Origin of the sequence: Vibrio sp. McD22-P3 (assembly GCF_021568915.1) — a bacterium.
GTDB lineage: Bacteria > Pseudomonadota > Gammaproteobacteria > Enterobacterales > Vibrionaceae > Vibrio > Vibrio mediterranei.
This window is the reverse complement of the sequence record NZ_JAKGTN010000002.1, coordinates 54,862-77,539: the sequence shown is the minus strand read 5'-3', so window position 1 is coordinate 77,539 and position 22,678 is coordinate 54,862. Positions and strand designations below refer to the sequence as shown.

24 protein-coding genes are annotated in these 22,678 nt (G+C 45.1%); 11 read left to right on the top strand and 13 right to left on the bottom strand.

The window, feature by feature from the left end; all coding sequences use genetic code 11:
- Positions 1-124 precede the first annotated feature (124 nt).
- Together L2W36_RS02470 and L2W36_RS02465 are read left to right on the top strand one after the other, a co-directional pair.
- Positions 125-1,453 carry a sphingomyelin phosphodiesterase gene (locus L2W36_RS02470; RefSeq protein ID WP_236109238.1) on the top strand — a complete coding sequence of 443 codons (1,329 nt, stop codon included), beginning with the start codon at positions 125-127 and terminating at the stop codon, positions 1,451-1,453.
- Positions 1,450-2,421: a chromosome partitioning protein ParA gene (locus tag L2W36_RS02465; RefSeq protein ID WP_236109237.1), complete on the top strand. Its 972-nt coding sequence runs from the start codon at positions 1,450-1,452 to the stop codon at positions 2,419-2,421. The genes L2W36_RS02470 and L2W36_RS02465 overlap by 4 nt, the downstream gene beginning before the upstream one ends.
- 59 nt (positions 2,422-2,480) lie before the next feature.
- Here L2W36_RS02465 and ahpF read toward each other — a convergent pair whose 3' ends face one another.
- Both ahpF and ahpC (L2W36_RS02455) read right to left on the bottom strand, forming a co-directional pair.
- Positions 2,481-4,073: an alkyl hydroperoxide reductase subunit F gene (ahpF, locus tag L2W36_RS02460; RefSeq protein WP_236109236.1), complete on the bottom strand. Its 1,593-nt coding sequence runs from the start codon at positions 4,071-4,073 to the stop codon at positions 2,481-2,483.
- A gap of 212 nt (positions 4,074-4,285) precedes the next feature.
- The gene (gene ahpC, locus L2W36_RS02455; RefSeq protein ID WP_006069782.1) at positions 4,286-4,843 is read right to left on the bottom strand and encodes an alkyl hydroperoxide reductase subunit C; all 558 of its coding nucleotides are present in this window, start codon (positions 4,841-4,843) and stop codon (positions 4,286-4,288) included.
- Positions 4,844-5,117: 274 nt separating this feature from the next.
- On the opposite strand from ahpC (L2W36_RS02455), the gene L2W36_RS02450 reads away from it, so the two are divergent.
- The gene (locus tag L2W36_RS02450; RefSeq protein WP_236109235.1) at positions 5,118-5,612 is read left to right on the top strand and encodes a YcxB family protein; all 495 of its coding nucleotides are present in this window, start codon (positions 5,118-5,120) and stop codon (positions 5,610-5,612) included.
- A gap of 216 nt (positions 5,613-5,828) precedes the next feature.
- On the opposite strand, the gene L2W36_RS02445 is transcribed toward L2W36_RS02450, so the two are convergent.
- Positions 5,829-7,031: an alpha/beta hydrolase gene (locus L2W36_RS02445; protein WP_236109234.1), complete on the bottom strand. Its 1,203-nt coding sequence runs from the start codon at positions 7,029-7,031 to the stop codon at positions 5,829-5,831.
- A 376-nt stretch (positions 7,032-7,407) separates the two neighbouring features.
- Between L2W36_RS02445 and L2W36_RS02440 the strand changes: the two genes are divergently transcribed.
- Positions 7,408-7,752, top strand: a complete 345-nt coding sequence (locus L2W36_RS02440) for an antibiotic biosynthesis monooxygenase family protein (RefSeq protein WP_062456400.1) — start codon at positions 7,408-7,410, stop codon at positions 7,750-7,752.
- A gap of 87 nt (positions 7,753-7,839) precedes the next feature.
- Complete coding sequence (locus L2W36_RS02435; RefSeq protein WP_236109233.1) at positions 7,840-8,547, top strand: ArsR family transcriptional regulator; 708 nt, start codon at positions 7,840-7,842, stop codon at positions 8,545-8,547.
- 114 nt (positions 8,548-8,661) lie between these two features.
- Here L2W36_RS02435 and ahpC (L2W36_RS02430) read toward each other — a convergent pair whose 3' ends face one another.
- Entirely contained in the window at positions 8,662-9,219 is a 558-nt protein-coding gene (gene ahpC / locus L2W36_RS02430; RefSeq protein ID WP_006069782.1) for an alkyl hydroperoxide reductase subunit C, read from the bottom strand.
- Positions 9,220-9,470: 251 nt separating this feature from the next.
- Here ahpC (L2W36_RS02430) and L2W36_RS02425 point away from each other — a divergent pair, with 251 nt between their 5' ends.
- On the top strand, positions 9,471-9,902 hold the full coding sequence (locus L2W36_RS02425; protein WP_236109232.1) for a GNAT family N-acetyltransferase: 432 nt from the start codon (positions 9,471-9,473) through the stop codon (positions 9,900-9,902).
- Positions 9,903-10,045: 143 nt separating this feature from the next.
- On the opposite strand, the gene L2W36_RS02420 is transcribed toward L2W36_RS02425, so the two are convergent.
- On the bottom strand, positions 10,046-11,428 hold the full coding sequence (locus L2W36_RS02420) for a sensor histidine kinase (RefSeq protein ID WP_236109231.1): 1,383 nt from the start codon (positions 11,426-11,428) through the stop codon (positions 10,046-10,048).
- Positions 11,412-12,086, bottom strand: a complete 675-nt coding sequence (locus L2W36_RS02415; protein WP_236109230.1) for a response regulator transcription factor — start codon at positions 12,084-12,086, stop codon at positions 11,412-11,414. Before L2W36_RS02415 ends, L2W36_RS02420 begins: the two co-directional genes overlap by 17 nt.
- 164 nt (positions 12,087-12,250) lie before the next feature.
- On the opposite strand from L2W36_RS02415, the gene L2W36_RS02410 reads away from it, so the two are divergent.
- The 5 genes from L2W36_RS02410 (at position 12,251) to L2W36_RS02390 (ending at position 16,211) form a co-directional block, all read left to right on the top strand.
- A complete protein-coding gene (locus L2W36_RS02410; protein ID WP_096443548.1) occupies positions 12,251-12,748 on the top strand; it encodes a GlcG/HbpS family heme-binding protein in 498 nt (165 codons plus the stop codon).
- A gap of 161 nt (positions 12,749-12,909) precedes the next feature.
- Positions 12,910-13,914: a protein-methionine-sulfoxide reductase catalytic subunit MsrP gene (msrP, locus tag L2W36_RS02405; protein ID WP_124941585.1), complete on the top strand. Its 1,005-nt coding sequence runs from the start codon at positions 12,910-12,912 to the stop codon at positions 13,912-13,914.
- Positions 13,911-14,528 (top strand): protein-methionine-sulfoxide reductase heme-binding subunit MsrQ, encoded by a 618-nt coding sequence (msrQ, locus tag L2W36_RS02400; RefSeq protein ID WP_236109229.1) that lies wholly within the window; start codon positions 13,911-13,913, stop codon positions 14,526-14,528. The genes msrP and msrQ overlap by 4 nt, the downstream gene beginning before the upstream one ends.
- A gap of 63 nt (positions 14,529-14,591) precedes the next feature.
- Entirely contained in the window at positions 14,592-15,155 is a 564-nt protein-coding gene (locus L2W36_RS02395) for an HdeD family acid-resistance protein (protein ID WP_088877836.1), read from the top strand.
- Between the two features lie 117 nt (positions 15,156-15,272).
- Positions 15,273-16,211: a LysR family transcriptional regulator gene (locus L2W36_RS02390; protein WP_088877835.1), complete on the top strand. Its 939-nt coding sequence runs from the start codon at positions 15,273-15,275 to the stop codon at positions 16,209-16,211.
- Between the two features lie 84 nt (positions 16,212-16,295).
- On the opposite strand, the gene L2W36_RS02385 is transcribed toward L2W36_RS02390, so the two are convergent.
- From L2W36_RS02385 to phnL, 7 genes are all read right to left on the bottom strand, one after another.
- Complete coding sequence (locus L2W36_RS02385; protein WP_236109228.1) at positions 16,296-17,567, bottom strand: DUF1254 domain-containing protein; 1,272 nt, start codon at positions 17,565-17,567, stop codon at positions 16,296-16,298.
- 80 nt (positions 17,568-17,647) lie between these two features.
- Complete coding sequence (locus L2W36_RS02380) at positions 17,648-18,415, bottom strand: hypothetical protein (protein ID WP_236109227.1); 768 nt, start codon at positions 18,413-18,415, stop codon at positions 17,648-17,650.
- A 307-nt stretch (positions 18,416-18,722) separates the two neighbouring features.
- On the bottom strand, positions 18,723-19,367 hold the full coding sequence (locus tag L2W36_RS02375) for a DapH/DapD/GlmU-related protein (RefSeq protein ID WP_038227585.1): 645 nt from the start codon (positions 19,365-19,367) through the stop codon (positions 18,723-18,725).
- Complete coding sequence (gene phnP, locus L2W36_RS02370; protein ID WP_236109226.1) at positions 19,364-20,131, bottom strand: phosphonate metabolism protein PhnP; 768 nt, start codon at positions 20,129-20,131, stop codon at positions 19,364-19,366. Before phnP ends, L2W36_RS02375 begins: the two co-directional genes overlap by 4 nt.
- Positions 20,131-20,769, bottom strand: coding sequence for a ribose 1,5-bisphosphokinase (gene phnN, locus L2W36_RS02365; protein ID WP_081875825.1), 639 nt, complete (start codon positions 20,767-20,769; stop codon positions 20,131-20,133). The genes phnP and phnN overlap by 1 nt, the downstream gene beginning before the upstream one ends.
- Before the next feature lie 3 nt (positions 20,770-20,772).
- Entirely contained in the window at positions 20,773-21,906 is a 1,134-nt protein-coding gene (phnM, locus tag L2W36_RS02360) for an alpha-D-ribose 1-methylphosphonate 5-triphosphate diphosphatase (protein WP_236109225.1), read from the bottom strand.
- 14 nt (positions 21,907-21,920) lie between these two features.
- Positions 21,921-22,676, bottom strand: coding sequence for a phosphonate C-P lyase system protein PhnL (gene phnL, locus L2W36_RS02355; protein ID WP_236109224.1), 756 nt, complete (start codon positions 22,674-22,676; stop codon positions 21,921-21,923).
- Between the last annotated feature and the right edge of the window lie 2 nt (positions 22,677-22,678).

Here is a 22,678-nt window from a genome sequence, read left to right as displayed (position 1 = left end):
CTTGAATAAGGATCACAATTAAATAACAAAATGAGCAAGTTTTATTTGCTTAATTCAAATTTAACGCTTGAGTAACATTTATCAATCAGAATCATTACTCTAACTCAAACCATGGATAAATAAGATGAAGTTTTCACAGTGGAATCTTTTACTCAGTGGCTTAATCGCCTTGCCTGCCTTGGCAGACACTGATGTGTACCTAACCAATAACTCAGATCAGCCGCTAACAATCCAGATCAGTCATGAAGGCACTGATTTACTGGAAGAGGGAGAGGAATGGCAGCAACATGTTCAAGTTCTAGCTCCTTGGGAAACAAAGTCGATACTGAGCTTTAATCGTTGGGAAGGTGTGAAATCAAATCAGACTTATCGCTTCGAAACCATAGTCTCGAATCCTCAAGGTGAAAGCGTATCGCTTAATCAAGTGATGGAGGGTCACTGGTACAATTCAACCATAGAGTATGGAATGTCCGCTGCCGATGTCGACTTAACCTTAAAAGATGATCGAAATATTCATCGCCAGAACACAAACTCATTTGGCAGTCTCAATACAGAATTGGCGTTCAAATCAGCAAAGACCGCACGCTACGATGACTTGTACTACACCATTACCCCTGCTCATGTTGATGAAGAGGTCGATAACGACGAACAGAACTTAAAGCTAATGACCTATAACATCTGGGCACTTCCCGCTATCGCCTCTCATATTGGAGACCGATATGAGCTAATTCCAGAATATGTGAAGGGTTATGACGTACTTGCGCTACAAGAAGTGTTTGCTAGTGGACGCGACGCATTCTTAAGAGAGCTTGCCAAAGAATACCCTTATCAAACGAAAATGTTGGATAAGGAAGGGATCAATATTTACGACGGGGGCGTCATCATTGTTAGTCGCTACCCCATCGTTAATGAAGCTCAGTACGTATTTCCAGATTGCTCCGGAACCGATTGTTTTGCCGATAAAGGAGTAAACTACGCAGAAGTCATTAAAGGTGGTCAGGCTTATCATGTATTTGCAACACATACCGCATCATTTGATACCGACACCGCTCGTGATTATCGTCAGCGCCAGTTCAAACAAATACGTGCATTAGCCCAATCTCTCGATATCCCAGCAAATGAAGCGGTAATCTACAGTGGTGACTTTAATGTCAACAAACTCAAGTTCCCTGATGATTATCAACAAATGATGACAAACCTAAACGTCTCTGAACCGCAATATTCTGGCTATACCGCATCAACATTCGACCCACGGATCAATGATTTCGCCGGTGGGGCACTGTCAGGTGGTGCTAATGTTGAATATCTCGATTACGTCATGGTCAGCAATGAATATGGTACAAAATCGTATAACGACAACCGAGTTGATGTGCCTCGCACAACGGATGAGAGTCTATGGAAACACTATAATCTCTCGGATCACTTTCCCGTTACGGCTGTTATAAAGCCATGAACAAATTCACGCTAATCATTGTGTCCGCCATCTTGGTGGGCACGGTTTGGTGGTCATTCGACAACAACCATCCACAAGTCAAACAAGCTACGGCATCCGTTGACATTACCTCAACGATTTCAAAAACAACGACAGCCGACATTCTAGTACCTGTAGAACAAACATCGTTTACACCATCCATAAATAAACAAGGCGAATCCGACATTCAAGCGACCGCAGCAGCTTTCAATAAGGCGAGAGGTCGCGATTTAATCGCTGACATCGAGTCGTTTTGGCGTCAATGTAACTTAGCTGATAACTGCGATGTGTTACTAGATAATCTGGCTCTATTTCTCACACCAGAACGGTTTTATCTTATTGAAAACTATCAACAACTGAACAACCAATGGCAACAAACGCTCGGCAATTTATTGTTTGATGAACAAATATCATTAGCTGCACGTATCGAACAATTAAAAGCAGAGGCGAGAAGAGTCTGGGGTCAACTGGCTGACGTCATGTTTGAAGATGAATTTGCGCTGTATGATTTTACCATTCAGAGTAAGCATTTGGAGGTGGAAGCTCCAGAGTACATTTCGGCAGAGGATTATATTCAGAATTTTGAAGACCTGATGCAGGCATGGCAGGAAAGAGCAGAATCATTAGGACTGGTGAGCAACCAAGCTAAGTTTGAACAGGCCGTTGCTCTTGTACCTGACAATCTCAGTGAATCAGAGCGTGAAGCTTTGATTAACGAGCTAGAACACCATTTCCTGACCCCCCAACAGAGTGCAGAGATCGCAACTCGGCAGCAGCAGGTCACCCAACAACAAGCCGTCGTCAGTAACTACCAAAGTGAACTACAGCGCCTAGAAGCTTCCCTTGAACAACAAAGAGTGACGCAATTTTCGGGGTTATCACAGGATGAGTGGCAACACTACTACGCCCAGCAAGTTGCTGATTTTCGTCGGACGTTTTTTTCTCAGTAACAAAACGAAAAGCGCTGCTCTCAGTTGAGAACAGCGCTATGAAAATAGGTTATTTGACCTTAAGCCGTTTCAGCCTGCTTCACAGGAGCCGGATTACGAATCAAGAAATCAAACGCACCCAAACTAGCTTTTGCCCCTTCACCCATAGCGATGATGATTTGCTTGTATGGAACAGTAGTGACATCACCTGCCGCAAAGACTCCCTTCATGCTGGTCGCACCATGAGCGTCTACTTCAATTTCTCCGCGAGGTGACAACTCAACTTTTGTCCCTTTCAACCATTCACTATTAGGAACTAGGCCGATTTGTACGAAGATGCCAGCAAGTTCAATATGCTTGATTTCATCCGTATTGCGATCTTTGTACTCAAGACCAGTAACACGCGTACCATCACCCAGAACTTCTGTGGTTTGTGCCATTGTGATGATGTCGATATTCGCCATGCTATTCGCTTTGTCGATAAGCACTTGGTCAGCGCGAAGTGTATCAGCAAACTCCAGAACCGTTACGTGCTCCACAATACCCGCAAGATCAATGGCTGCTTCAATACCAGAGTTACCACCACCGATAACCGCGGTACGTTTACCTTTAAATAGTGGGCCATCGCAGTGAGGGCAGTACGCCACACCTTTGTTACGATATTCTTGTTCACCCGGTACGTTCATTTCACGCCAGCGAGCACCAGTACTTGTGATCACAGAGCGAGCTTTTAGTACTGCGCCGCTTTCTAGTACTACGTGGGTGTAACCGTCATCGGTATCTTCTGAATCGATGATGTTTGCAGCACGCTGCTCAGTGATGACTTCAACGCCGTACTCTTTAACGTGCTCTTCAAGGCTTGCCACCAGCTTAGGACCTGTGGTCGCTTTCACTGAAATAAAGTTCTCTATTGCCATGGTGTCCATCACCTGACCACCGAAACGGTCAGCAACCACACCAGTGCGAATACCTTTACGAGCTGCATAGATAGCCGCTGAAGAGCCCGCAGGGCCGCCGCCCACGACAAGAACATCAAACGGTGCTGTTTCATTTAACTGATTAGCTTTTTTCTCCGCTGCACCTGTGTCGACTTTGTTTAGGATTTCATTCAGTGACATACGACCTTGGCCGAACAGTTCACCATTAATGAACACGCTTGGTACTGCCATGATGTCGCGCTGCTTCACTTCATCTTGGAACGCTGCACCGTCGATCATAGTGACGTCTACCAGCGGGTTAATTGCCGCCATCATGTTGAAGGCTTGAACTACCTCTGGACAGTTCTGGCATGATAGAGAGATAAAAATCTCGACATCTAGCGGTGAGTTCAGCTCTGCGATTTGCTCAATGGTTTCCGCTTCTAGCTTGATTGGGTGGCCACCTGTGTGCAGTAGCGCTAGCACAAGTGACGTAAATTCGTGACCCATTGGCAGACCGGCAAAACCAATAGCGGTGCCCTTCTCTGGGTTAATAACGCGCATGACTGGCTTGCGAGGGCTTGCAGCGTCGTCGCGAACGACGTCAATTTTGCTGCTAAGTGATGCTATGTCGTTAGCAAGAGATTCGATCTTGCTCGCAGTATCACTGTCATCAAGGCTGAGAACTAATTGAACTTGGGTTTTTACGTTTTCTAAATACGCTTTTAGCTGCTGCTTCATTGCTTGATCTAACATACTGATACCTATTCTATAAGACTGCTTAACATCAGAAGGAATTAAAAAGGGGAAAAATAAAAGGGGACCCTTTTGATGTTTGGTTATTCACTAAAATGATGGTTTAAGGGTGCACGCCCCCACTTTTACCTGCCAATGGTAGAAGCAATAAAAGTGACGACGGGGCGTGCAACACGGACTCGATATTCCGCTTAAGCTAGAGTGTGATTAGCTTAGATTTTGCCAACTAGGTCTAGAGATGGCGCTAGTGTTTCTTCACCTTCTTTCCATTTCGCTGGGCAAACTTCACCTGGGTTAGCCGCTACGTATTGTGCTGCTTTCACTTTACGCATTAGGTCTTCTGCGTCACGGCCGATGCCTTCTGCAGTGATTTCCATTGCTTGGATGACGCCTTCTGGATCAACTAGGAACGTCGCGCGGTCTGCTAGACCTTGACCTTCACGCATCACACCGAAGTTGTTAGTGATAGTGCCTGTTTGGTCACCAACCATGTAGTAGTTGATTTTGCCGATAGTGTCTGAGCTGTCGTGCCACGCTTTGTGAGTGAAGTGCGTGTCTGTGGATACTGAGTAAACTTCAACACCGCGCTCTTGAAGCTCTGCGTAATGGTCAGCTAAATCACCAAGCTCAGTTGGGCATACGAATGTAAAATCTGCTGGGTAGAAGAAAAATACTGCCCACTTACCTTTTACATCTTGCTCTGTAATTTCTACGAATTCGCCCTGTTTGAATGCAGTTGCTGAAAATGGCTTGATAGTTGTGTTGATCATAGTGATTACTCTCTCAAAGTGTTCGTGTTGTTTGTTTTGGCACTGTCCTGCGCCGATGTATGTATATTGCAATGAGAGCGTGCTTTTGAAAATTCGTCCTTTCCTATCTATTTGATAGGGGTTTCCTATCAAAATACTTTCTTGAGTAAAAAGTAGGTAGAGACGAAGAGGGGCAAAAACAATTAAAACAACACACCGTTAAGCGATACAATACTCTTGCTGCACGGCCGTAGCATGAAATACTCACTCACAGAAAGGTCCAAAGTAACTGCCTATGTCTAAAGATTATGATTTCACTACAGAATACACGCTCGACAAGACCTTTTTTGCGGAATGCTTTGATCAAACTAGCCAACCCGCTACATTTCCAAAAGCTTATTATAAAGGGATGCTTTTTCTTATCTTTGGTGTAGTACTCGTAAAATTTGAGCTGCTTCCAAGTGGTTACGTGGGTTGGTTCTTTATTGTCTTGAGTATTGTTGAAGCTTTAAGTGTTTATTTTAAAAGAACTTGGTGGTTGTGGAGGCAAACACTCAGTGCGAGTTCTGGCGGTAAAGTGCAACTTAAGATTAACTCTGACGGTATGAGTTATAAAAGCGGCAAGAACACCCGAAACATCACTTGGAATGATATTGATCAGCTTGAACAAAGCGATTTGGGTTTTATCCTTCATATAGGCAAACAACGCCAATACGTCAGTAAATCTTGCTTAAATGATGAGGTGATTGACTTTATGATCGAGCAACACTCAGAATCAAAAATGAACTAGCATCGATGTACATAGGATAGGTGCGATGAAATGGAAATGAACAGGGGTGTCATTTCCAGTCAGTTAAGCGTGTTAGGACAGGCAGTCATTTAGTTAAAGTGGCCGCATCGTATCACTGATAGTTTGGATGACGGCAACTTTAGAGCAATAGAACTAAGGCACTGTGTAGTCTCAACAAAGCTGTAATCTCAACAAAGCTGTCTAAGTTTAGTTATCTTACATGTACCTAAGGAAAAAGTTAGTAATCGCCAACTCAGCTTCTGCTCCATCTGGGCAATGACCTGAGTTACCGAAGTACACCACTTCACCTCTTGTTGAAAGCCCTGCTGTATACCTCATTTCTTCCGGCGGGTTCACCATGTCATCTTTGGTATTAATCGCCAATACAGGAACATCGGTTTCATTAGATTTAAAGCCTTTAGTCATAAGTGCTAATGGAATCGTCCATTGTCCGTAAGAATTAAGATCACTGACGTCTTTGACACCAATTCGATAACCGTAAGACATCGATGACATGAGAGGGGCGTGGTGAAATACCTGCGTATCTGTCAGTACATCAGTCACTACTGCACAGCGAGCAACACCTGCTTTGAGTTGTGGAGTGTTGAGAATGAATGTCATCAATGGAACGCCACCACCCGATGAACTCAGCGCTCCGACATTATTGCTATCCAGCCTTGAATCAGATTTAACGTACGCTAATGCCGCTTGGTGAGCCTGATCTTCTTTACCCAGCTCAATAAAGATGTTGTTGTTCAAGCCGCCACCCGGAATATCAAAAGTCAGCACAGCAAAGCCTTGCCTCAAAAGGGTATCAATTGCATCACGGTGTTCAGTCAGAATTTTATCGACCCCTCCTGTGTAAAGGATAACGCCGGGCTTCTCGGCACCTTTTGGGATATGTAATAAACCCGTGATCGAACCTTTAGTCGTGAGCGGCATCTCCACGCGCTCTACATCAATAGTAGGGCTCAATGCTTCTGCTTTAAGATACATATCAACCGATCGCTCTATGGCTTCGTGTTCGTGCTCTGTCATGTGGTTTGGGTATGAAGCAATTAAGTACATCATGGATGCCTTACGATACGACTCATAATCACTTGCTGAGTTTGCATAATCATCAGCAGCTTGAGCGAATTCATATGTCCAGTGGCCCCCTTCGTTTGTGTTGATGAAATCGCGCAGCGGTTCACCCGAATCAATCTTAACTAACGTATCTCGTATGTCTTGCTCGGGTACAACGTGAGTCCAATTTTCCATTCTTAGCTCTCGAAACCATTGTGATTGGTCTACTTCAAGAGCTTGTTCTCCTCGGAATTTCTTATGTGCGTCAATGTTGTTTGAAGTAGTTGCAAAAGCCAGTGTCGACAATGTCATTAGGCCTAGTAATACGCTTAGGGAGAGATGTTTCTTTTTCATACCATACTCTTTTCATGTCAGTGGATTAATTCAATACATGTAGAGTATTCCTATGAATGTCGAAAAAACGTCGATATATGACTCTCAATTCAAACAGTATGTGGAAAGTACCGTAGACACACTGAATTTACATCACCGCTTGTATTAGTCGATGACAAGCAACTTCAAATACTTGCCAGCATGGTAAACGCAGAGTGAGTTGATCATTTACGGTGTCTCTGAGAGCACTAACTCTTAAAGGGTACCCTCTCAGCGTTCTTGTTTGACATTGAAGCATGGCAGTTTCGACGATCACATTTCGACACCCAACGAAGTATCCATAAATTTGGTCGTTACAATAAACGCACCAATCCAATCAGATTAACGAGAATAAACCATGATTGCTGTGATCTTCGAAGTTCAAATTGCCAAAGGCCAGTCTGACGAATACTTAGATATTGCTAATAATCTAAAACCATTACTATCTGAAATAAAGGGGTTTATTTCAGTTGAACGCTTTCAAAGCCTAACCAATGAAGGAAAAGTCCTTTCTTTGTCATTTTGGAAAGATGAAGAGTCTATTCAAGAGTGGCGCGCTTTAGAAGCCCACCGATTTGCGCAATCCGAAGGACGTAACACCATATTTGAAAACTATCGACTAAGAGTGGCAGGTGTCGTCAGAGACTATGGTATGAATCAACGCGCCGAAGCGCCTGAAGATAGCGTTCACACTCATGGATAACGTACTAATTGGTCTTAAACATTTGATAGTCATCCGTAGTCGCTATACAGTGACCGTCTAGGTCAGAACAGCGTAGGTAACCCATACGTGAGTAAACAAGATCCGTTTTTTAGTGAAACTAAAGTCCACAGCCAAGAGGCCAATATGGCAGCATTAGCTGCTGCCATGTCTGATGTCTCAAGGATGAAGATTCTATGTGCTCTTATGGACGGGCGAGCCTGGACTGCGACAGAGTTAAGTGCCGTCGCTGACATTTCTCCATCTACAGCCAGCTCACATCTAGCTCGTCTAATGAAAGCCAATGTTGTCACTTGTTTATCCCAAGGTCGACACCGGTACTTTCGCCTTTATAGCAGTGACATTGCTTCATTACTGGAAAGTATGATGAATATTACTTTTCAACCCAACAACCCTGCGCGTTCGAAAATCCCAAAAGAGCTCGTGAAAGCAAGAACTTGTTATGACCATTTAGCCGGAGACGTAGCAGTAAGACTCTACAACTGCCTAATATCAAACCATTGGCTCGAAAGTGATGGAAGCGACCTAACCCTACAAGGTAAAGAGAAGTTTCTGAAACTTGGTATTACCGTCGATGCCAAAACTAAGCGGAAAAAATGTTGTCCATGTTTAGACTGGAGTGAGAGGACATTTCATCTAGGCGGCTACTTAGGCGCCTCTATCCTTGAATTTTTAGAAAACAATGGCTGGATTGAAAGAGTTCCCGGATACAGAGAGGTGATAATTACACCTAAAGGCCGCCAGGAACTTAAACGGCATTTTTCCATCAGCATATGACTCTGCGCTGGTATTCATCATAAAAGCTAAATAAAAACATGCCCCAATTCGCTATGCGATATTGGGGCATGCAACACGGACCCGATATTCCGTTTAAGCTAAGGCTTGTATGACTTAGATTTTGCCAACTAGGTCTAGAGATGGTGCTAGAGTCTCTTCACCTTCTTTCCATTTCGCTGGGCAAACTTCACCTGGGTTAGCCGCTACGTATTGCGCTGCTTTCACTTTACGCATTAGGTCTTCTGCGTCGCGACCAATACCTTCTGCAGTGATTTCCATTGCTTGGATAACACCTTCTGGGTCAACTAGGAAAGTCGCGCGGTCTGCTAGACCTTGACCTTCACGCATTACACCGAAGTTATTAGTGATAGTACCCGTTTGATCGCCAACCATGTAATAGTTGATTTTACCGATAGTATCTGAGCTGTCGTGCCATGCTTTGTGAGTGAAGTGAGTGTCTGTTGATACTGAGTAAACTTCTACACCGCGCTCTTGAAGCTCTGCGTAGTGGTCTGCAAGATCACCAAGCTCTGTTGGGCAAACGAAAGTAAAGTCTGCTGGGTAGAAGAAGAATACAGCCCACTTACCTTTCACGTCTTGCTCTGTGATTTCTACGAATTCGCCCTGTTTGAATGCAGTTGCTGAAAATGGCTTAATAGTCGTGTTGATCATAATTTTACTCTCTCAATATGGTCTTGTAATTCGGGTTGGCGCTGTCCTGCGCTGATGGGTTTATATTGCAATGCGAGAGCATATTTGAGAATTCGTCCTTTCCTATCTATTCAATTGGTAAAATCTATCAAACGAGCTTGGTGGTAAAACTTCGCTTAAAGCGGTGTGTTTAATAAGGAATTAACTGCTACAATCCCCGAGCGGCTGCACACTTCATCAGTCAATTAATCAATCTAATCAGAGAGAACTCTATGATTGTCGAAAATGTGCTTCCCAAAGATTACGCTGAACTGCTTGATGTTTGGGAAAATTCTGTCCGAGCGACTCATGACTTTATAACAGAACAAGATATTGAGTTTTTTAAACCCATCATTATCGAGCAAGCATTCCCTGCGGTAACATTGAAATGTGTTAAGAATACCAAAGGAGCAATTGTTGGTTTTGTTGGTGTTCATAAGAATAAGATCGAAATGTTGTTTGTCCTAGACCAACAGCGTGGACAAGGTACTGGCACAGTACTCTTGCGATACGCAATAGAAAAACTAGGAGCAAACAAAGTAGACGTTAATGAACAAAACCCTAGTGCTGTTGGCTTTTACCAACACATGGGCTTTAAGATCAGCTCTCGATCACCTCTTGATGAGACGGGAAAACCTTTCCCAATTCTGCATATGACGTTGTAATCATCTCGGTACGTAAAACCTTGTCCGTGATTGACAAAATGCCAGAAGAAATGCCCAAAGCTAATAACTTTGGGCATTTCCGTATTGGTTCTTATGATCTCGCTCCCCACAGGGTTGCTTGCATATTACATGGTCAGGGAAAATCACAACAAAATCGTGAACGTACTACCTACACCACATTCTGATTTCACCATCAACTGTCCTTCAAGATTCTCCACCATAGCAAGTGCCAACGATAAGCCAAGACCATAACCCTCGATGTTGCTTCGGCTACTATCCACTCGATAAAGTCGCTCAAAAATAAGATCTTGGTATTTGGGGTCAATGCCAATACCGGTGTCTTGAATACTTATCTTCGCCTTAATGTTCGAGCTTTGTTCCGCTTTAATCGTCACACGGCCACCGGTTTCGGTATACTTGATCGCATTGTCAACAAGGTTAACCAGTACTTGAGTCAGTTTATCCGGATCGGACTGGATAATAAGCCCATCGGCAACGTCACTGACTAACTGAATCTGTTTATCTTCCGCCACATCGTCGTACCAACTTACTACCTTGGAAATCACTTCGGACACTTGAGTATCCACCTTTTGTGACTGGCGCTTTCCGGTCACTTCATCGTTTAGTTTCATTAATGCGGTCAACATATTGCTGGCCTGCATGGCATGCTCTGCACAATCGGCCAAAGCATCACGCATTGCTTGCGGATCAGCGTTATTCAGCAACGCACTTTGAGACGCGAGAGTAATTCGCGATAGCGGCGTACGTATATCGTGTGCGATAGCATCTACCGTCGTGTTTAACGTGGTGGTGACATGCTGTAATTTGGCCACGGCAGAGTGAACGCTAGAGCTAATAACCGTAAGTCCTTGGCCACTCTCTGGCTCTGGTTCAGCGAACTCTAACTGCCCTTTTTTGAGCTTGTCTAACAGGTCTCCAAACGTCACTAACGGCGACATGGCACTTTGGATGATTTTACGAGTGAAAACAGTCGTCACTATCACCAATGCAATCAGTGCATAGAATGTCATTAACCATTGATTGTATGCGATATAGTCTCTGGCACGATTATCCAGAACCAACCAAAACTGCTGTTGCTCCCCTTTGATGCTTAAGGTCATATACGGATTGACAATAAAGGTGTCAAACCAAGAACGACTCTCATCAATCTGATAGTCAGCAAAGGGCAGATTAAGCACAACATTTTTATCACCCGCGACAAACGTTGGTCGAGACGAATTGTCTTGCTCCCAATAGGCAGCGATGTTGTTGTCGACCAGTCGGTGAGGGTTGGCTTCTAAAACATGAATTAAACGGTCACTCGAATCGTAGGTCAAAATACGCTGATACTCGGTCGACATGGACGTTAGAATCTTCTTTTCTGTTTGAAACAGATCGTAGAAAAATATCGCGCCTACAATTAGCTCCACCAGTAATAAACACAGCAGTAAGGTCGCCATAAAGCGCACCAAAAGATGTCGCTGCGTACCCGCAAGAGCTTGTTCAATACTATGACTTGAGGACATAACCGACACCTCTCAGTGTATGTATTAATGGTGTCGCGAAGCCTTTATCCACTTTGCTGCGCAATCGGCAAACTAACACATCCACAACGTTAGTTTGTGGGTCAAATTGATGCCCCCACACATGCTCAAGAATTGCAGTTTTCGACATGACGGTTTCTGGGTTTTCCAACAGTAACTTCATCAACATGAACTCACGTTGATTGATGGCGATATTTTGCTGTTCCCTTTGCAAAGTATGCTTCAGTAAATCCAAATTAAGAGGGCCATAATTCAGTTCTAATGCTTGAGGCGAAGGTGGCTTGCCCCGGCGCATCAAGGTTTGACACCGAGCGAGTAGTTCAGGAAAAGCAAATGGTTTAACTAAGTAATCATCCGCACCCGATTGCAGTCCTTGCACCCGCTCTTCTACAGAATGCTTGGCACTCAATATGATGACTGGGGTAGCATGTCCTTGTCCTCGCAGCTCCGCCAACACTTCAAAGCCGTCTTTTTTAGGTAGCATAATGTCGAGAATAATGACATCAAAGTCTGCGGTAACGGCTTCGTATAATCCGTCTACACCATCTGTTGCATGCGTTACCGTGATTCCTTCTTGCTGGAAGCCATTCACTAGAAATTTCGCGATATGGCTATCGTCTTCGATCAGTAGAATTTTCATTAACGTCCATGTACCTCTTAACCTTGGTCTGAATATACTTTATCAATATCCTTTCTCGAATATAACCAAGATTACAACTTTGTAATGTTCTAGAAAGCCTGTCGCAATCCTCCGTTGGTTACTATGAACTCGTTGAATAAAAACACGCTATTAACGGAGTAAACATGAAAACGACAACACTGACTGTATTCGCTGCAACCCTTGGTTTTCTGAGCCTTTCTAACAACGCGCTGGCCTCAGATGCACAAACAGTATCAATCACTCAAATTTCATCAAAAGCGGCATTCGAGCTGGCTCATGAAGCAGTAAATCAATGCGAAGCGGATGGCTATAAAGTCTCCGCGACTGTTGTCGACCTATCAGGGAGTGTGATTGCTCAGCTTCGTTCTGATGGTGCTGGGATCCACACACTGGATAGCTCACGTAAAAAAGCCTTCACAGTGGCGAGTATGAAACAACCGTCAGGTAACTTAATGAAGCTGATTGCTGACAAACCTATCATGCAACCGCTACAAAATATGGACGACAATCTGCTGTTCTTAGCAGGCGGTGTACCCGTTCAAGTTAACAGCGCAATGATTGGTGCGATCGGTGTTGGAGGCGCACCAGGAGGTCACCTTGATGTCGCATGTGCCGAAAAAGCCATTAAAAAGTTCTTCTAAAAAGAATCAGTTATAACCACAGCCTTTAGAACACGCATTTTGTTATGAATGCGTGTTTTTTTGATTTTTATGAAAGAGAATCGACATTGCTACGGTCTGCTCTAATCAACGTATCACCAATTTGCTGTTTACTAAAACGTGAATCACACTCGGGGAAGATTATGTGGATCAAAAAGAATCATCGCTGGGCTCTGTCTGAAAACGAAGCAACGCCAGAGTCTGTCTACAAAGAGCGTCGAGACATACTAAAGAAGCTCGGTATTGCTGTCGTCGGCATGCCTATCGCGGCTAATGCCCAAGCGGGCATACTGGATATCTTTTCTTCCGATGAGAAACCCGTCACTGATAGTCGAATTGATCTTAAAGCCACTAAACCACAACAATACCAAGCCGACCTTTCGTTAACACCAGAAAGTAAGGTTCTGAAATACAATAACTTCTATGAGTTTGGTACTGATAAATCCGACCCTGCGAAGAACTCGTCGGAGTTTGTGGCAGACCCTTGGACCGTAGAAATCGATGGGCTGGTCAACAACCCAATGAAACTCGACTATGACGACATATTTAGTAAATTCACGTTAGAAGAACGCATCTATCGCCTTCGCTGCGTTGAAGCATGGTCAATGAACATTCCTTGGATTGGTTTTCCACTTGCAGACATCATTAAAATGGCCGACCCAAAAAGTAGTGCCAAATATGTTGCTTTTGAAACCCTCTACGACCCCAAACAGTTCCCGGCTCAAGGTTCATTTAGTAGCATTGAATACCCTTATGTAGAAGGACTTCGCCTTGATGAGGCCATGAACCCTCTAACTCTGATCTCGGTTGGTTTATATGGCAAAACACTCGCCCCACAAAATGGCGCCCCGCTTAGACTGGTTGTGCCATGGAAGTATGGATTTAAGAGCATCAAATCGATTGTTCGTATTCGTCTCACCGACCAAGAGCCACCAACAACGTGGAATCGTCTGGCTCCTAATGAGTATGGTTTTTACGCCAATGTGAATCCTAATGTCGACCACCCGCGTTGGAGTCAAGCCAGTGAGCGTTTCATCGGAGAAGGTAGTGTCCTCAGTACACGCAGGCAGCCAACCCTAATGTTCAACGGCTATGAAGAAGAAGTGGCGCATCTATACAAAAATATGGATCTGAGGAAGCTCTATTGAGAAAGCTAACGCCAAAAACGATCATCGCGCTAAAAGTCGTCATCCACGCTGTATTATTGGCATTTTTAGCATTGCTTGTCATTGCTATTAATACCGATAACTTAGGTGGCGATCCGGTACAAGGCATCATCCATTACACTGGTATTAGCGCGTTGAATACCTTGTTTATTACTCTGCTGGTTTCTCCTTTGGCAAAATGGACTAAACAAGGTTTGCTTCTTCGCGTAAGACGGCTATTGGGACTGTACAGCTTCTTTTGGGCAGTGCTCCATTTGGTTGCCTTCGCGACGCTAGACTTAGGATTAGATTGGAGCTTATTGGCCTCTGAGATCGTTAAACGTCCATATCTCACCGTCGGAGCGGCAGTGTGGGTGATTTTGTTGCTGCTAGCGGTTACATCCACTCAAGCAATACAACGTAAAATGGGCGCAAGATGGCAGAAACTGCATAATTGGGTCTATTTAGCTGCCATCTTGGCACCGATTCACTTTTACTGGTCGGTAAAGTCAGAAGTGGCAGAACCTACTATCTACATCGTAATCGCTATAGGTCTACTTCTCGCCCGTTGGAAGACATTGAAACAACGAGTGTTTCGAAAAATGCTATCCAGTTGAGCGATTGATGATTCTTAGACTAAGCTGAATATGCAACCAAGGCATTAATCTAAGAGGCGCTCAATGGTAGATTCAAACCAATCCCCACAAGCTCAGTTCCTTTCAAAAGGATGGAAGTATTTTGTTACTGTAGGCATCGTCGTTTCCCTCGCGGGTATTGGGGCAATGGCGTTACCTGTATTTGCTGGTGTCACCATCTCAACCATTATCGGTGCCGTACTCTTGTTTAGTGGGCTTGTGCAGGCTTATCACACCTTTTCGATAAATGCGTGGGGACAAAAGCTGTGGTATGTCTTAAGCGCGGTACTCTACATAATCGGCGGTTTATTCATCTTATTTAAGCCACTTGCAGGACTGATCACCATTACTATGCTGATGGTGTTGGTGATGATATTAAACGGACTGACACGAATCTTCTTTGGGCTCGCCAATCGCACCCTTCCAAGTAGTGGCCTCATAATTTTTAGTGGACTTCTGTCCGTCATCATAGGTGGTTACTTCTTCACGTTACTTGAAGACCCCGCTTTCTCCACTTCATTGCTGGGTACTTTCATTGGCATTTCTTTGCTAATTGAAGGAGTCAGTTTTGTCTTTTTAGGTATGAAGTTAAAACAGCTAAACAACTAACACTGGAAACGAGATTGCGAGAGGATTATAGCTTTACATGGCCTAGGTTAAGCTGGTCGAGTTACTTATGACATTGTAGTATTGAGTGAATACACATGACGCGGGATACCAGCCCAGATGGATGATAACCTATTAAGAAGGCTAGACTTTAATACACTAAAGCTGCTGAAAGTCCTTGGTGAAGAACGCAACACCAAACGCGCTGCCGACCGCATGTTTTTATCACAGCCTGCGGTCAGCAAGCAGCTTAAAAAGCTCAGAGAAGAATTTGCCGATGAGCTGTTTATCCGCAAGCAGTATGGATTAGAACCCACACCCTATTGTTTGGAACTGCTGGAAAAGCTACCTGCTCTGTTCGAGCTATTGGAAGATCTATTCTCTCGAAATCAACAATTCAATCCAGCGTTGTATACCGGTGACATTAGCATCGCCATCAATACCACTCTATACAGACCAGTATCCAGGCGCCTGTATCACCACCTTCGTCCTTTGCTGCCTAACGCTACGCTCAAAATCATCAACTGGGGGCAAGATACCGAGCACGATCTTAAGCTTGCACGCCTTCATATTGGCATCAATTACTTACCTCTAGATGTCTCCAAACAGGTGATACAGAAAAAACTGACTCATTGCTATTTCAAGCTAATTTGTCGAGACGGGCATCCAGTCCTTGAAACACAAAGAACCACACAAGATATTGGACAATATCCACTCGCATTGCTTCAGCTTCCTGACTTCAATAAGAAAGAAAACTTAATTGAAACCAAACTGCGAGAAGTTGGAATTACGCCGCAAGTCGGGCTTAGAGCGGACCAACTCAGTATCTGCCTACATGTCGTTGCTCAAACCGATTCGATCTTGCCTTGTGTCGACATTTTTGATGCTGATTTACCGCAAGGGACTCAGTTCTTCTCAGCTCATAAAGAACACCAACTAGGCAGTGATATTGGTGCCTTGATTCCAAGCAAACTCTCCAATGCGCCATTGGTGAAATGGTTATACAGCGAAGTTCGCACCGTATTTGAACAGCAGGAAAAGACTGAGCAAGAGCATTAATACCACAAACCCCACTGCGAACTAGTTTCCGTAACTAGCTCATTTACAGTGGGGCAAAAAGTATCAGCGTGGTTGTACGCTCAGTTAATTACCATAGTTAAACGTCGCTTTAGGAACCATCAAACTTTCCAGCTCGGTTCCCTTGTAGATAATACTTTGCGCAGTATTACCTGCAAGACCCGCTTGAGGCAGGTAATAGCGGACCACAAAGTAATAATCCTCCCCATCAACTACTGGCATCCAATAAGTCCCATTTTCTGGGTTGTCGCTTGAGAAAGTAATGGTGACATTTCCTTCATCGTCTGGCGTAGTATTGCCACCAGCCCATACTTGACGGTCGGACCCGCCTATCTTCGCTGGGTCCAGAGGTAAGCGCGTCTCATCAGAATAACGCGTCACCGACCAGAACTTACCCACCGCTTGGTCATGAGGCATGGTCAATACAAAATCTTCTGAACCATTCAACTGCTTACCTTCAGGCGTCATTGGAATTAGCTCATAATAAGCGTGCTCAGCAGGGAAGCCTAAGTGACCTAAATGAGTCAACAGCGAACGACGTCGCTCATCAGCAAGGTCATCAGCATGTCCTGGGTGCTCAAAACCGGATAAGTTATTCACCACCAAGCCAGATGTTCCTAGTTCGTGTACGTAATTGCGAACCTCATTAAGTCTTTGTTTATCAAAGCTGTCATCGGAAATAATGGTTTGCATATTACTGTGCGTTTGTGCCCAACCATCTGAAATCTCATCAGCAAACTCAATTACAGCATGAATATTGTTGCGATCTGGCAACGCAATCTCAGACTTCGGCGCAAGGTTGTTAACCTCAATCTGTTTACGCCAAACATCGGCAACACCACTATCGCGATACTCAAATGTCTGGACACGAATGAAAGAGAAAATAAGGTCGTCTTTCACCGTAATTGTATCGATATAATCGCCTTGTGGAATCGTATAGTCAGCGCCTTCTCGTACGATTAGATAAGTACCGCCAACTTCTGGTGTCACTTCGTGATAAACCGAGAAGTGCTCCGCATCCACCAAGTGCAGAGATGCGTAACGCTCTGATTCACGAGGGGGAACCGTCAACTCCACAGGACCTGCTGTTACATCCAGCATCGCTTTGCCATAAATATGGTCCAGTGCAGGGGTAATGACATCCCATGTGTGGTCTGCCAACCCTGGGAACTCAAAAGTATTCACTCCATTTTGCTCCATAAACGCGACCATATTTTCCATATGATGGTAGACACGTTGACCCGTAAGTTCTGCATCCGTAGGAGTGGTATCTGCGGCGCTGACTACAGAGCCGAAAGACAAGGATGCTACTAATAAAGAGAGTGTTGTTTTTTTCATCGTCGTACCTATAAAACCGTTTGTGATTGCCTTAGCAATTCATTGGATTGTCGTCTTGATGGGTGGCAAGAAAGCCAGAGTTAGAATTGGTAGTTGTATTCCACTCTAAAGTCCGTGCCTTGTAGCACTTCGCCAAAGTTCCAGAATGCTCGCAGGTTACTTCGGTTGTTCAACTGATAGCTCGCCGCAATTTCATGCTGCCAGCCATAAAAGTTGCTGAAAGACTCCACTCCACCAAGTTGAGTGGTGTACATCGGGTTGTAGTTCAGCCAGATATCATCGGTAATTTCGATTTTTGAGTAGAAACCCACTAGAGCAAAACTCGAGGGGATGGTGTAACCGATAGAACCGTCATAATCCGGGCTCGATTGAATCAAAGACGAATGAACATCCGCCACATTAATGCCAATTCCCGCTAGTGGATAAAACTGTACGGCGCCCATTTTTGGTAACGCTTGAATCAAGGAATAGGAAGCTGAGCCTAATTTGTTATCAAAGTCCCAGCTAAGATCAACTTGAGAGCCCAGCCCACTATTGATGTCGACATTAAAATGTCGATAGCGTAGTGAGTCGAAACTATCATCCCCCTTTAGCCCCAAGCTGTCTGCAGCAAACCCTTTCGCTTCTAGTACATGCATCGCCATGGTTGAGTCATTATTGGTATCGTAAGCCTGACCAAACTTAAAGTTGATGCCTTTATTGGTCACGCCCATACCCGCTTGCGAATACACAGCTAGTGGGTCAGACATATCCTGATATTCGTCTGCCGTTACTGAAACTGACGTTAAAGAAACCAATGCTGTTAAAATCGTCCAACTCAGCGGACTTTTTGCTGTTTGTAAATTCATAATTACTCTGATTTATTTCAAAAGCCCTCCTTAGCAAAAACAAATTATTGGACTTAATTACTTATTAAATTCAGGCAATTAATTCCAAGCAAACTCAGGCAAGCCATACCTTCACCTGACAGAATGAATAATAAAACAGAGTTAACTGGCGTCTGAAATGACTCATTAAACTTAAAATATTACCTAAAGTAATATCTCGGATTTAACCGTAGAATGGATAGGTAGATGCGGCGAATAATGTGCAGCGACACCAATGATGTCGCGCTTATTCGAGCATCTATAGATAATCAGGTAGGAAGAAAGTGGGTTACTGCATATTTTCAAAGTAAGCTAAAAATTCTCGAGTATCCTTTTGAAACAGCGGCAGCGCCATCGCGATTTGCTCGTCACTCCAGTTCCACCATGCCAGAGCCTCTAAGCGGGGGCCGAAGCTGTCATCATCAAAACGGGGACGAAGGACTCGCGCCGGATTACCGACCACAATTGAGTAAGCTGGGACATCTTTTGTGACTACGCTCCCCGCTCCAATAATCGAGCCGTTGCCTACGGTCACTCCGGGCAAAATGATCGCGCCGTGGCCAATCCAAACATCATGACCTATCACTACCTTGTCTTCTTCACGCCAACTGAACACTTCGTCATCCAATACCGATGGGTTATCTCCCAAACCGTATTTACCTGGGCGATAAGTGAAGTGGTGCAGAGTTGGCCTCCACCATGGATGATTGCTTGGATTGATGCGAACGGCGGCGGCGATAGACGTGAACTTTCCCACCTCGGTAAACATCAAATTGCAATCATTTTGGATATAACTGTAATCACCAACGGTGACGTTATTTAACACGCATCGCTGCGCAATCTCAGTCCAACGACCTAATTCGGTACGATGTAATTGGCTGCACGGCGATACGCTCGGCTCAGCAGAGAGAGTTGGTGATAGCGGCTGGTTCATAGTGGGATCTCCTGTCCGTCATGAAGAAGCTGAAAGCTGTCAGAAAAACACTGTGGATGTCGCTTGGCCCAAAGCAAAACGTTGTGACCTAAATGAATCAGGCCAATACGTTCAGGTTGACATTGCTCAGCGATGTACTGCACTTGGTAGATATCGTTATGGTTATTGCTAAGTCTTGTTTGTTCGCACTCGATAGGGGGAAAGCTGCAATCAGTGACAATCCAGTCCACTGTGCGCTGTTTAAGCCACTGCGTCGTCGCTTCTGGCAGCCCATTGGTATCGGTCAAGTAAGCAATGCAATGGCCATTCAGCTCAAAGGCATAGCCCACACAAGGTCTAGAGTGGTTGAGGGGAAGTGGCGTTACAGTGATATCTTGCCATATAAAGGATTGAAACGGCAGTGAGCGCTGCGAGAAATCCAACACGCCGGGGTGTTTGTACAAATCATCACACCCTTGCTCGTCCTCAGGTGCATGTACGGGAATGAGCGCCCCCTTCCCCCAGCGAAGATCAAACAAGCTGTGCACATGGTCCATATGAAAATGTGTTAACAGAATCTTATCGATCGACCCAGGTGGGAAACGATCCAGAAGATCGGGAGCATTGGCATCTAACAGCAGCTTACGACCATTGTGTTCAACATAAGCCGAGCTTTTCTCACGTCGCAGAGTTCTATCCAGCCTTGCTTCAGCACATATTTCACAGTCACAGCCCCAAACAGGCACCATAGCACTGTTCCCCGTGCCCAACATGACAAGCTTCATCACGACTTCCCTTCAAGTTGAAAACGAATGTGGCGGAACTGCTTTGCGCTCGATTGCACGTCACCGCTATTATCAATTGGGTAAAAACCCTCTTGTTTCGATAAGGTGAATTCGGTGGCGCGTTGTAATCTACGTTCAATCTCTTCGCGAGATTCGCGTCCTCGGTTTTGCAATCGAGTCCGCAATACGTCCAAATCTACATTGACTACAACAGGAACCAGATCTGACCCAAAGCACTGTTGCGCTTGAGCCAATTCCGCACGCGAGCCATTCAGCAAAACCGAAAAGCCTTTATCTAGCCACGCTTTCACCTCTAACCCCACACCGTAGCACAGCCCATGGGCCTGCCAACTCATAGCAAATAGTCCTTTTTGCTGTCTTGATAAATACTCTTGCTCACTAACGGCAACATGGTTTTCACCACCAGCACCAAAAGGACGCGTGATATAGCGATGAGCAACAATAATATCGTCAGGATGATCGGCGCGAATGGCGTCAATCAGGGTATCTTTGCCCGCACCTGAAGGGCCTATCACGTAGTAGAGCTTACCTTTGCGTTTGGTTGAGGCGTCGGCGTAGTCCGCCGTAGATGAAAAAGAAGCATCCGAAGATGCTTCTAATAATGTGTTATTAGTCATCGGCTAAAACACCTTTTTACCTTGTCGCCAAACACGAGCGACCAAAGGATGCCCATCCACTTGTTTTGCTAATACAAGGTCGGCACGCTTCCCTTCTGCAATAACACCGCGATCATTTAGGCTCAGTGCTTGCGCTGGATTCTTGGTGACCAGTTGAACAGCTTGCGGCAGCGTTAACGTGTTGCGCTCATCCCACGATAACTTGTAGATACCTTCTAACAGGCTCATTGGGTAATAGTCTGACGATAAAATGTCTAATACACCGTGAGAGGCCAGTTCGTGCGCAGCGACATTGCCTGAATGAGACCCTCCGCGAACCACATTGGGTGCGCCCATCAACACTTTCAGTCCAAGCTCATGAGAGCGTTTCGCCGCTTCCACTGTCGTAGGGAACTCTGCAATGACCATTCCTAAGTCTTTTGATTCTTGAACATGCGCCTTTGTCGCATCATCGTGACTCGCCATTGGAATGTTGTGTTCTCGGCACTGACGACAAATTTCATTGCGGTTTTGTGTCGACCAGCGCTCAGAGAGCTCTACTTGTTTCTTCTCAAACGCCGCCATCTCACTGTCCGTTAAGTTGTGCTTGCCTTGATAGTAAGTGCGATACTTTTCTACATCCACAAACTGGCGCTGACCCGGTGCATGGTCCATCAACGACACCAACTGGACTTCCGGTAAGTCGACATATTTCCCAAACATTCCGACTGTGCTTTCATGTGGTACTTCGCAGCGAAGGTGCAGTAGGTGCTCAGCACGAGTCAAGTTGCGTTTTTGGCTATCCACGACCGTATTGATGAACAGATCCAAGTTAGTTTGACGTTTCTCATCTCGAAAATCACCCAGCGCCACGGCATCTAGCACCGTGGTAATGCCTGAGCCAATCAATTGAGTATCATGCGCACTCATCGCAGAGAAAGGCGGCCAATCCACTTTTGGTCTCGGAGTAAAGTACTGCTCTAGGTTGTCGGTATGCAGTTCAATAAAGCCCGGCATGAGAAAGTCACCTTCTCCGTCATAGGCACCTGCCACCTGACTTTGTGAATCTGACATGCTAACGATTTTGCCGTCACGGAGCTCTAAAGAGCCTTTTACTACTTCGTTCTCAAGAACCAAATTTACATTGGTGATAATCATGCTGCTTTCTCCCGTTATGCGCATGCTGAGATGGAGGTTGCCTGAGCACTGCCCTGCTCGGCCTGTCGGGTGGCTTCGTTTTGTTTCTTCACGTCATACAAACGGTCAGCCACCTGATCTCGAGTCGCTTCATCGTGGAAAATTCCCACAATGGCGGCGCCGCGATCTTTCGCTTCTTGAATCAGATTCACCACAACTGCACTGTTGGTGGCATCTAACGACGCCGTAGGCTCATCCAACAGCAGAATGGGATAGTCGACGATAAAGCCTCGGGCGATATTCACCCGTTGCTGCTCACCACCAGAAAATGTGGCAGGCGCTAGATTCCAAAGGTGCTCTGGTACATTAAGACGAGTCAGCAGTGTTTTCGCTTTTTGCTCGGCTTGATGACGACATCCACCCATTTCTAACATCGGCTGCATCACGACTTCCAAAGCGCTAATACGAGGAATGACACGCAAAAATTGGCTAACCCAACCGATGGTATGTTTGCGAACATTGATGATTTCACGCGGCTGCGCCTTAGCAATATTGACCCAGCGCCCTTGATGCTCGACTTCGATGTTGCCTGTATCCACAAGGTAATTGGCGTAAAGTGCCCGTAGCAAAGTGGATTTCCCTGAACCGGAGCGGCCATTAAGCACCACACACTCGCCACTTGCGACGCTAAAACTAGCGTTGCTCAGCACATCCAAAGTAATGCCATTTTGGTTATGTAGAACAAAGGTTTTGCTTACATCGGAAACGATGATTTTTGTTTCAGTTGTCATGA